The 10,773-nt window shown below is 62.0% G+C and carries 9 protein-coding genes; 6 read left to right on the top strand and 3 right to left on the bottom strand.

Going from position 1 to position 10,773, the window contains the following annotated elements; translation table 11 throughout:
* Positions 1–303: 303 nt before the first annotated feature.
* Positions 304–1,635, bottom strand: a complete 1,332-nt coding sequence (locus tag FJ319_08865; protein MBM3934396.1) for a signal recognition particle protein — start codon at positions 1,633–1,635, stop codon at positions 304–306.
* Positions 1,636–1,848: 213 nt separating this feature from the next.
* Between FJ319_08865 and FJ319_08860 the strand changes: the two genes are divergently transcribed.
* The 3 genes from FJ319_08860 (at position 1,849) to FJ319_08850 (ending at position 4,605) form a co-directional block, all read left to right on the top strand.
* Entirely contained in the window at positions 1,849–2,160 is a 312-nt protein-coding gene (locus FJ319_08860; protein ID MBM3934395.1) for a hypothetical protein, read from the top strand.
* Between the two features lie 38 nt (positions 2,161–2,198).
* Entirely contained in the window at positions 2,199–3,407 is a 1,209-nt protein-coding gene (locus tag FJ319_08855) for an exo-alpha-sialidase (GenBank protein MBM3934394.1), read from the top strand.
* Between the two features lie 235 nt (positions 3,408–3,642).
* The gene (locus FJ319_08850) at positions 3,643–4,605 is read left to right on the top strand and encodes a hypothetical protein (protein ID MBM3934393.1); all 963 of its coding nucleotides are present in this window, start codon (positions 3,643–3,645) and stop codon (positions 4,603–4,605) included.
* Between the two features lie 4 nt (positions 4,606–4,609).
* Here the strand turns inward: FJ319_08850 and FJ319_08845 are convergent, their stop codons facing one another.
* A complete protein-coding gene (locus tag FJ319_08845; protein MBM3934392.1) occupies positions 4,610–5,557 on the bottom strand; it encodes a hypothetical protein in 948 nt (315 codons plus the stop codon).
* Positions 5,558–5,656: 99 nt separating this feature from the next.
* On the opposite strand from FJ319_08845, the gene FJ319_08840 reads away from it, so the two are divergent.
* The 3 genes from FJ319_08840 (at position 5,657) to FJ319_08830 (ending at position 9,866) form a co-directional block, all read left to right on the top strand.
* Complete coding sequence (locus FJ319_08840; protein ID MBM3934391.1) at positions 5,657–6,385, top strand: hypothetical protein; 729 nt, start codon at positions 5,657–5,659, stop codon at positions 6,383–6,385.
* Between the two features lie 87 nt (positions 6,386–6,472).
* Positions 6,473–7,237: a hypothetical protein gene (locus FJ319_08835; protein MBM3934390.1), complete on the top strand. Its 765-nt coding sequence runs from the start codon at positions 6,473–6,475 to the stop codon at positions 7,235–7,237.
* A gap of 226 nt (positions 7,238–7,463) precedes the next feature.
* Positions 7,464–9,866, top strand: coding sequence for a 3-hydroxyacyl-CoA dehydrogenase/enoyl-CoA hydratase family protein (locus tag FJ319_08830; protein MBM3934389.1), 2,403 nt, complete (start codon positions 7,464–7,466; stop codon positions 9,864–9,866).
* 67 nt (positions 9,867–9,933) lie between these two features.
* Here the strand turns inward: FJ319_08830 and FJ319_08825 are convergent, their stop codons facing one another.
* Positions 9,934–10,722 (bottom strand): hypothetical protein, encoded by a 789-nt coding sequence (locus tag FJ319_08825; GenBank protein ID MBM3934388.1) that lies wholly within the window; start codon positions 10,720–10,722, stop codon positions 9,934–9,936.
* Positions 10,723–10,773: the final 51 nt, after the last annotated feature.

Raw genomic sequence — 10,773 nt, 5'->3', positions numbered from 1 at the left:
GACCTTTCTCATCCCCAATCTTCACTCGGTGAGCAGCCAAAACCCGAAGCGCAGGAGTCTCCCACCGGAATTCAACCGAAACCTCGGGCGAGAGGACTCAGTCCCTATCCGGCTAAGTCCACCGCCCATAAGCCGGCTGCAGACCACCCATGGAAACGAACCGTACTGACAAAATCACTGCACCCTAAACACTGACAGATTCACTGCCCCTTGACACTGCGGCGAGAAATCGCCTGCCAGCGAGAGTCGGAACTCGCCGGAGAATTTGCAAGCCGCTACCGGCAAGCAACAGGAAGGCGGGCATTACTGGAACATGCGCGTGAGGTTGCGCATGCCTTTGCCTGAGGACATTTGCTTCATCATCTTCTGCATTTGGCGGAACTGGTTGAGGAGCTGGTTGACGTCCTGGGGCGTGGTGCCGCTGCCCTGGGCGATCCGACGGCGGCGGCTACCGTCGATCATCTCCGGCTTCTTGCGCTCCTGGGCCGTCATGGAGCAGATAATGGCTTCGACTTTCTTCATCTGCTTCTCGCTCAAATCCTCGTCCGGCACTTTTTTCTTGATTGCCGAGAAGCCGGGCACCATGTCCAGCACCTGGCTGAGCGGGCCCATTTTCTTAATCTGCTGGAGCTGGCCGAGAAAGTCGTCCAGGTCGAAGGTGTTGTGGCGGAGCTTCTTTTCAAGCTCCATGGCCTTCTGCTGGTCGATGTTTTGCTGCGCCTTCTCAATGAAGGTCAGTACGTCGCCCATGCCGAGTATGCGCGAGGCGAGGCGGTCCGGGTAGAACGGCTCCAGCGCCTCCACGCGCTCGCCAATGCCCATGAATTTGATTGGCACCCCGGTCTCGCTCACGATCGAGAGCGCCGCTCCGCCGCGGGCATCGCCGTCCAGCTTGGACATCACCAGTCCTGTTACGCCGATGCGGGTGTTGAACTCCTTCGCGGCGTTAACCGCCTCCTGGCCTGTCATGGCGTCCAGCACCAGGATCGTCTCGACGGGGTTTACCGCAGCCTTGACGGCCTCGAGCTCCTTCATTAGCTCGTCGTCGATCTGGAAGCGGCCGGCGGTATCGACGATGGCCCAAGCGGCGCCCTTTGCGACGGCGCGCTTGATGCCGTCCCGCGCCACCTGCACAGTCGTCTCGTTGCCGGCGCGCTTGTAGACTTCGACGTCGATCTGCCCGCCCAGCGTCTCGAGCTGCTGAATAGCTGCCGGGCGCTGGAGATCGCAGGCGATCAGTAGGGGCATCTGGCCGCCCTGCTTGAGCAGGCGGGCGAGCTTGGCGGAGGTGGTCGTCTTCCCGGAGCCGTTGAGGCCGACCATGAGCACGACCGAAGGGGCCCTGGGCGCGGGCGTGAGCTTGCTCACCTCGGAGCCCAGCATCTTTGTGAGCTCTTCATTGGTGATCTTCACCACCATCTGCCCGGGAGAGAGGCTCGTCAGCACGTCTTCGCCCACGGCGCGCGCTCGGATGCGGGCCACGAAATCGCGGGCGACCTTGAAGTTGACGTCCGCTTCGAGGAGGGCCTTGCGCACCTCGCGCAGCGCCTCATCAACGTCCTTCTCAGTAAGTCGGCCCTTGTTGCCCAGCTTGCTGAAGACGCCGTTTAACTTGTCAGAAAGGGTCTCGAACATTGGGGCCTCCGTGCGGAGGTGTTAGGTACAGAATCAATCGTATCACGAACGCTGCTTTCAGCCGTGGACCGCCGTCGCATACTAACTCCCAGTGAACTGCTGGAACGCCCGGTCAAAATTCCGAAAACATGCGCCGGAGTCCGCTAATTGACCGCGGCCCCTGCTGCTATACTGTCACGAATCATACTCCGATTACCAATTGGGGATACAGCCATGTCTAATGAAAAGTTCGACCTTCTGGACTTTGCAGGGTTCAAGTACTGGTTCGTAAAGGACGCCGACAAGGTGCTATTGTTCCGCGGCCCTTCCAACAACCCCAGGCAGGAAATGGCCGGCCGCATTGAGGCCAACCGAGTCCGCGACCTGTCCCAGTGGCTGAACACAGAGGACCGCCTCACGGCTACTTTTGATGGCCCCATGGCGAACGAAATCAAGAAGGCCGCCGGGGAACTCGGTATCCCGGAGACTATGGTTATCCAGAACGCGGTCAAGCTTTTCCTGGACATAGGCTCGTCAAAGGGATAGGCGCCGGAATTTCCCGATAGTATGCCACGAGGTGCGCCTTGTTCAGGACCCCTCTGAAGCTCTCCGGGTTGCGTCACACCAAAGTGTGCTACAGCAAGGAGAACTGCTGTGGCCATCCCCGCCAGAGCGGCATTTTCTATTACGGCAACGGCGAAATTGCCGCGCTCCACAGCCACGCGACCAGCGCATATGCCAACAAGTACGACGTCAGCCACTCCTTTAACAAGGGCTACGCCGGCCGCGCCCACATCCTCTTGCAGCGCTCCATGGACTTCGGAGAGACCTGGCCGGCTGAAAACAACGTTGTCGTCTGGGACGAGGGCAGGTCGCTCGAAGAGAAACGTGCGATAGTTGGTCAGGCGGACGGCAAGGCGCCGCGCGAGCGAATTGACCTCGCCGGGCCGGACTCAGCGGTCTACTTTACACGGACTGCGACCGGTCCCCTCGGCCCGGACGGCGGCCACGAGCTTGAATGCTTTGCGTTCCGCTCGGGAGACCGCGGGCGAACGTGGGAAAAGGTCCCGACCAGGGTGCGCCTCGACCGCATTCCCCGCCTGGATGCGACCGGCGGCGCGGTTACTATCCACCGCGACGGGCATCCGCTGGTGAAATGCCCCGACGGCTCTCTTCTCGGCGTAATGTCCATCTACGGCTCGGGCTCCTTTCCACCTGGCGTAGCCCTCTACGGCTCGGATGACAACGGCCTCTCCTGGGAGTACCTCGCAAAGGTAGCGGAGGACTCCTCAGGTATGGGGCGGCCCACCTATCCCGGCCTTGTGCTGCTTCCCAGCGGACGGCTACAGTGCTACATGCTGCAGATCGGCGGCGTGCGACACGCAATCCAGATGAACTACTCGGACGACGGCGGCTATAGCTGGAGCGTCCCAAAGCCCATCGTCGCATGGGGCAGCTCCGTATGGAACGCGCCGTCCAGCACCACCGCCGGGGCCAGGGGCGTCTACTATCGCTCGCCGTGGCCCAAGCGGCTGCGCGACGGGCGAATCGCAGTGATCTTCGGCAGACGTAAGCCACCGTGCGGCATCGGGGTGATTGTCAGCGAAGACGAGGGGGAAACGTGGTCCGGCGAGGCAATCGTGCGCGACGACTCTGCCGGCGCGGACGTGGGCTACCCAATCGCGGTCCAGTTCGAGGACGAGCGAATCTTCACCGCCTACTACATCACGGCGAACGACGGCAACGGAATGGGAGGGACGAGGTATATAGCTGGAAGTTTATTTACCCTATAAGCGAGTCTAATTGCGCTATTTCCGTTGGCAGCCTATACTGTGCCCCAAAACCGTGGTAATCACCTGAAGCGGTTCGGAAAGCTGGGCATAAGTGGCTGAATCAGCGCGAATAGGCTCTTTTCACACTCGAACCATAAGGGAAGAATCGGGGCTGACGAGTTGGTGGCTATGGAGTCCCTTCTGGTGGTCGAGTTTTATTGCCCGCCGAAGTAAACCCACGGCAGCCATACTCATCGTGCTCCCAGCGCTGCTGCTTTATGCATTCGGACTCCTGTGCGGCGCGCTGGCGGGAAACTTTGAGGCCGGCGCAGTCCAGAAGTGGCTGGTGCTGTACACGGCATACACCCTTGTGGGCTCGATCGCACTCGCAGCCCTGCCGCGCCTGGCGTTGAAAATGTCGCCGATGGTAAGTCAGATAACAGGCCACACACGCGAGCCAGGCGGGGAAGGCAACGCCGTCCTTCGCAAGTTCTCCCTCCCATTCTGGTATGGCGTTGCTCTGGCGTCTTTTTCGGTCTTGCCATTTGCTTTGGGTCCTTTGCCCGCGGATACATTCTCTGTGTACACAAACGAGATCCCCCTGCGGGTCAACATGGCCGTCCAGTCCGCCGTCGCCGCATACTTTCTTATGGGCGTAATCGCAATGAGCCTTGTCGGACTCTCGCTCGCCGCGCGCGAACTCCGCAAGCAGGCCAGACTGGAAGACGGTTTTCTGCTCAACGGTGGCAAGGCCACACTGCAACCGGTGAAAGACCTTATCGTCTGGTCGTGGCTGTTAGCAGTTCTCCCGCTCGGCATTGGGTCCATTTTTGAGTACACTTTCAGCGGGGACAGCGCGGATAGCCAGCGACTGTACGTAGTAGTTGGCTTTATTGTTTTCTACCTTGTGATCGCCACCTCCATATTCCTGCCGCACCTGTTCCTCAACAGGATGCTCGCGCGCCAGAAGGCATCCGAGATGAAGTCGCTGAAAGCGTCGCTGAACGCGTGCGCGGAAGCGCCCGAAGGGGAAGAGCCCACCCGAGCCATCCATCGCCTGATGCGCCACCAGCACCTGCTTCATCAGATGCAGCAACTACAGACGATAACTCCGACTCTCATAGACGCGCGGTTCTTGATTCAGATCGGGACCAGCATCTCTATCGCCGTAGTCACCAACATCCTGTTAAAAACGATCCTGGCGGATATCCTGAAGTAGTGCCCTACCCTTCCCCCGCCAGCCATCTCCTGGGGTTTTCCACCGTCATGATGTGGAGCTGCTCGTCCGTGATGCCCATCTTCCTGAGAACTGGGAAGAGCTTCGTAGGGATGAAGTCGTAGCCGCCCCCGCCGTACGAGTGGTACATCGAGCGGTAGCAGATGTCGTGGGACAGGTGAACGTGCTTTATGAGGCCCGCGTCGATGACCTGCTTCAGGAGTCTTAGCTGCCCCTCCTGCGCGTACTCGGGCCAAGCGCCCTGGCTATCGAAGGAGATGTAAGCGCCGCGGCGGGCAATCTCCACCTGGTACTCCAGGTACGGGTGCGAGCATGAGTGCGCAACGACCACCCTGCTCAGGTCCGCTCCCTCCTCCTTAAGGATGTCGAGCTGGTCCAGTCCCACCGGCCCGCGGGTGGCGTGGGTGGCGAAGGCGACGCCCGTCTTCTTCTGCGCCCGCGCGGCGGCCCGGAGGACGCGCTCTTCTACAGGAGATAGCCAGGTGAAGTGTGCGCCGATCTCGCCGATGGCACCCGCCTTCACCTCCGTGCCGTCAATGCCGACCGTCACGTCCCGCACCATCTCCTCTGTTATCTGGTCGGTCTTCGCCCTCCACAGGTACTGCGGGTAGTACGTCTCCCGGTACCAGCCGCACCCGAGAACGATGTTCAGACCGGTGCGCTGCGCCATATCCCTGATGGCAAGCGGGTGCTTCACGGGAAGGACGTGCTGGTCGTTCTCCTTCAGCCCGCCACTGGTCAGGTCGACGAGCGTGACGCCGCCGGCGCGCTTGAAGTGCATCAGCTCCTGGTATGCCAACTCGGGGTCGTTCAGGAAGTTGTTCATCGACCAGTTGTCCCGCATCAGGTCCAGGAAGATGTGCTCATGGGGCGTTGTGAAGCCGAGGTTGTCGGCGGGGACCGGTCCGTTGACGGTCATGACTGTTGATGCCATTCAGGGTGCTCCTTTGACAGGTCGCGATGCGGCGGCCCCTATTGTAACGTTGCGGCGCGGAAACTAAAATCGCCACAATTCCACAGGTGGAGCAACCAGATGAGGATAGTGATAGACAGGAATACCTTCCAGGTGCAGGCCCACACCGAGCACCCGGATGTAAAAGGGCTCAGGCTGAAAACATTCCTTGAGTTACTGAGGGAGAGCACCGGCGCCGAAGCGGTCTTCAGCGACGGTCGTATGACTCCGGCCGCGCTGAGCGAGTGCGACCTCCTGATTATCCCAATACGCACTGCGCCGTTTGACCCGGATGAGCTCGATTCGATCCAGCGGTACGTCAAAACAGGGGGCCGCCTGTTTCACCTCTCGACTCACGCTCCCTTCCACGCAGAGGACGACACCCTCGCGCGACGGTTCGGCCTTGGCTTTGAAAACTCCTCCTTCAAGATACCGGACAGGCTGGCCCATATACCCGCGAGGCTGGTCAAGGACCATCCTGTTACTCTCGGTCGCTCAGGTGAGCGCGCTGTGAGAACGATCGTCTTCAACTCGTGCGGCAGCGTAATCTACGGCGCAGGCCAGGTGGTCGCCTGGGTCCCTATGACGGCGGGAGACCTGGTCGCCGGCAAAACGCCCTACGCCCGCGCATTCGCAGTCGCCCTGGACGGCCGCCGCGGCGACCCGGGGGTCGGCCAGGGCCGCCTGTTCGCCATTGCAAACTGCGGCCTGCTGGGGACGAAGGGCACCGACTACCCGGGCAAAGGGTTGATTGATGAGGGGGACAACAAACTGTTCGTCGAGCGCGCCGTGCGGTGGCTGCTCGAATGAGGGGGACACGTACGTAGCGGCGCAAAATTCGGGCACGACAATGTTGCGGGCCTGTGCTATTATGCGCCGGTAACAGGGGGGGGAAATATGTCCAACACAGGTGGTAGGGACGGCGGAAAGACGCGTGTGCGTCACGAATCCAAACAGCACGACGCCCCTTCAAGGGATACCGGCAAAGAGGCGGCCCCTGCCCAGGACGTGGGAATTGAAGCGCCGTTAGGCACGGACTTCAGCGAGGCCACGTTCGACAGGCAGGCCTCCGCCCTCGCCGTCGCAGGCGCGCCCCGGCCAGGCGCGGCCATGCAGCGGGCATCGGTCGCGCAGGACATCCAGCGGACATACGGAAATGCGCACGTGCAGCGCCTCGCCAACCGGATTGCCCAGGCGAAGGCGGAGCCGGGCGCGGTCCAGCGCGACTTCACAAAGATCAACGACGACCCGGGCGTCGACCTCGATACCGAGGAGGCCGGCGGCGGGCACACGATCGACCGCCACGTCGGCAAAGGCAACGAATACCTCACCGGCCGAATCACTGCGCAGGGCATAGATGTGGCATCTTCTTACCCCGACAAGGCCACTGCGGAGACGGCCGTGAACGACAACCTGAAGGCCAACAAATCGGAGACCAACACCTGGCTCTTCGACCCCAGCGTCGCCGCCAACGCCACGAAGGCCGTCCGCCACACCAGCGGCGGCAACATCGGTGGATATCTTGACGAGCATAACGTCATGGACAAGAAGGGCCGCGAGAGGAAGGCCAAGCGCCTAAAGGACACAAAGAAGAACGTCGTCGTCGTGCGCAAGAAAGCCGGCGGCGGAGGCTTTGTCCTGACATCGTTCCCCGAGCCATAGTATTATCTGAAGTGGCCCCTGTTGTCCGGGGCCACTTCTTTTTGCTTTCAAACTCTCTACTCTGAACTCCTAACTCACAACTTCCTCCCCTCCCCTTGCCTTCGCTCACCAGTACCCCGTACCCTGTACCTTGCTTTGAACCCCGATGTCGCAGATCCCGTATGACCCCTGGGAATCGGGAAGTCTTCGAATCGGGGCCGTACCCCTCATTCAAGGAACTCACCGAATGACGACCAACCAGATCGAAATCAAGTCCGCCGCCGTGCTGGGCGCCGGCACAATGGGCTCACAGATAGCGGCGCTGCTGGCCAACCGCGGCATCAGGACGCTGCTGCTGGACCTGCCCTCCACCGATGGCGACCGCAGCAAGATGGCAAAGGGAGCGAAGGAGCGCCTTTCCACGATGCGCCCGCCAGCCGTGGACTGCGCGGCGTCGCTGGAGCGCATCACGCCGGGCAATTTCGACGACGACATCGCAAAGCTGGCGGACGCCGACTGGGTCATTGAGGCCGTATCGGAGAACCTCGACATCAAGAAGGCGATCTGGTCGAAGGCCGCGAAGCACATCAAGCCTACTGCCATCGCCAGCACCAACACCTCCGGCATTCGCATCGCGATCATCGCGGAGGCGCTGCCGAAGGACATGCGCTCTCGATTCCTCGGCGCGCACTTCTTCAACCCTCCGCGGTACCTCAAGCTGCTGGAGGTCATCCCGACCGCGGAGACTTCGCCGCAGGTGTTCGCCGGCCTGTCCGCGTTCGCCGAGAACACGCTCGGCAAGGGCGTCGTGAAGGCGAAGGACGTGCCCAACTTCATCGGCAACCGTGTGGGCATTTTCAGCCTCATGGCCGCGCTGCACGCGATGGACGACCTGAGCTTCGGCGCGGACGATGTAGACGCGGTCACAGGCCCCGCCTCGGCGAGGCCAAGCTCCGCCACGTTCCGCACCATCGACCTAATCGGCATCGATGTCATGATCGACGTCTGCGAGAACGTGCTCAAGATCACCGGCGACCCATGGGAGCAGAAGGTGTTCGCCGTGCCGCAGTATATGCGCGAAATGCTTAAGAAGGGGATGGCGGGCGAGAAGAAGGGCCAGGGGTTCTTCAAGCGCTCCACGGACGGCGGCAAGTCCAGCATCCTGACGCTGGACCACAAGACGCTGGAGTACCGCCCCGGCCGCAAGCTGGAGGCGGAGTCGCTGAACGCCGTCCGTCGCATCGACAACCCCGGCGAACGCCTCAAGAAGCTCGTCTCCTACAACGACCCCGCCGGGCAGCTCGCGTGGAAGGCCCTATCGGGCGTAATGGCGTATTCCGCGAAGATGGTCGGCGTCGTGGCGGACGACATCGTGAGCATCGACCGCGCGATGAAGTGGGGCTTCGCGTGGGAGCTCGGCCCGTTCGAGGCGTGGGACGCCCTCGGAGTGGCGGAGGCAACGAAGCGCATGAAGGCCGACGGCCTGCCCATCCCGACGTGGGTGGAGAAGATAGCCGCGACCGGCGGCACATTGTACCAGCACCAGGGCGGCGCGACACAGCAGCTCGGCACGGCGGGCAAGTACAAGCCCGTCTCCCAGAGCTCCCGCGAGATCTCGTACGACGGCCTCAAGCGCGCCGGTAGGTCGGTTATCGAGAACCCCGGCGCGACGCTCTTCGACATCGGCGACGGCGTAGCGTTCCTCGACTTCCACTCGGCCAAGCAGGCGATCGGCATGGAGATGCTGGAGATGATCGAGAAGGCCGCACAGAAGGTTGAGAATGACTTCCAGGGCCTCGTCATCAGCAGCCACGTGCGGCCGAACTTCTCGGTGGGCTTCAACCTGAAGCTGGTCCTGGATACCGCCAACGCGGGTGAATGGAACGAGATCGACACCATGATCCGCAGGTTCCAGTACGGCCTGTTGGCGGTCAAGCGGCTCAAGGCGACCGTTGTGACCGCGCCCTTCGGCCTCGCGCTCGGCGGAGGCGCGGAGATATCGCTGCACGGTCACAGGATGGTCGCGGGGACGGAGCTGTCAATGGGCCTGGTGGAGACGCTGGCGGGCATCGTCCCGGCAGGCGGCGGGTGCAAGGAGATGCTGATCCGCGCGCTGGAGAAGGTCCCCGGCGGCCTCGGCGGCAGCGCGGCGGACGCGAATACCGACAAGGCGGCCTACGACGCCGTAGAGAAGGTATTCGCCACAATCAACATGGGCAAGACATCCGGCAGCGCCACGGAGGCCCGCTCTCTCGGCTTCCTCAGACCGACGGACAGCGAGAGCGCCAACGCCGACCACCTGCTGTTCTTAGCGAAGCAGGCGGTGCTGGAGATACGCTCGAAGAGACCCGCCCTGTCACCGAAGCCTGTGCAGCTACAGATACGCGTCCTGGGCGCCGGCGCGGCCGAGAAGCTGCTCGCGCCGGTCAAGCAGGCGCAGGAGCAAGGCAAGGCGTCCGAGCACGACGTGAAGGTGGCGGGCAAGCTCGCGCGGGTGCTCACAGGCGGAGACCGCCCGGCGGGCGGCTACATGTCCGAGGAGGACGTGCTGGAGCTGGAGCGCGGGGCGCTCATGGCCCTCTGCCCTGAGCCGAAGACGCTGGAGCGCATCGACTACGTGCTCAAGAACGGCAAGCCGCTGAAGAACTAGGGGTTCTGGGTGCTGGGGTTAGATCCGAAACCCAGCACCTAACACCCGGCACCCGGAACCCTTCCTCCTAAAGCTTCCCCGCCACGTAGAACGTGGTCTTGACCGGCACGCGGCGGATGTCGTCGTACGCGGCGAAGATGTGCTGCTTGCCCGTGTTGTCCGTGACGCTGCGCGAGTGGCGGAGGACGAACTCCGCGACCTCGTAGTTGTTGTAGCAGACGAACGAGACGTTCATGCGCTCGATGTTGTTCGAGACGTTGGACTCCAGGTCCGCGAACAAGAGCGGGCCGGTGTCCACCTGCATGCGGACGTTGTGGTCGTTGTAGTTCATCGTCTTGATCGGGTACTCCATCATCGCCTTCAGGCCGTTTGCCTCGTTGAGAATCTCCGTGCGCGCGATGATGGGAAGCCCCTTGTTCGTGGCCTCGATCACCTCCGCGTCGCTCTTGAGCATCTGCACCTTCTGGTGGTTCTTGACCGTCAGGCTGAACTCCATGAAGACTTCCTTGATCGGGCGCGGCGTCTTGAAGTCGCGGCGGCCCTCGGCGTACTCCAGCACCTCCACGTGGCCCGCGACCGACCAGCCCTCGCCGTAGATGCCGCAGAACTCGCGGTTGGGGTTCTGCCACAGAATCTCGTTGCGGTACATCCACTCCGTGCGGCACGGGGCGATGAGGACGTAGTGCTCGGTCTTGCCGGTCTTCTCGTTAGTGATCTCGCACCGCGCATCCATCTGCACCCGGACGGAGTTCTCCCACGGCATGTGGCCGGGCTTGCGCTTGTCGTTGATCGGCGCGCCGCCGCGCCAGAGCACATAGGAATTGGGGAAATCGCAGATATTCACCGCCGTTGCCATCTTTTGCCTGCCTTTGTCTCTTGCTTAGGTGTTCAAGTCTTCGGCTGTTAG

Source organism: SAR202 cluster bacterium, from assembly GCA_016872355.1.
Lineage (GTDB): Bacteria > Chloroflexota > Dehalococcoidia > Lucifugimonadales > VGZY01 > VGZY01.
The sequence above is the reverse complement of the archived record's forward strand: the minus strand, read 5'-3'. Positions and strand labels throughout refer to the sequence as shown.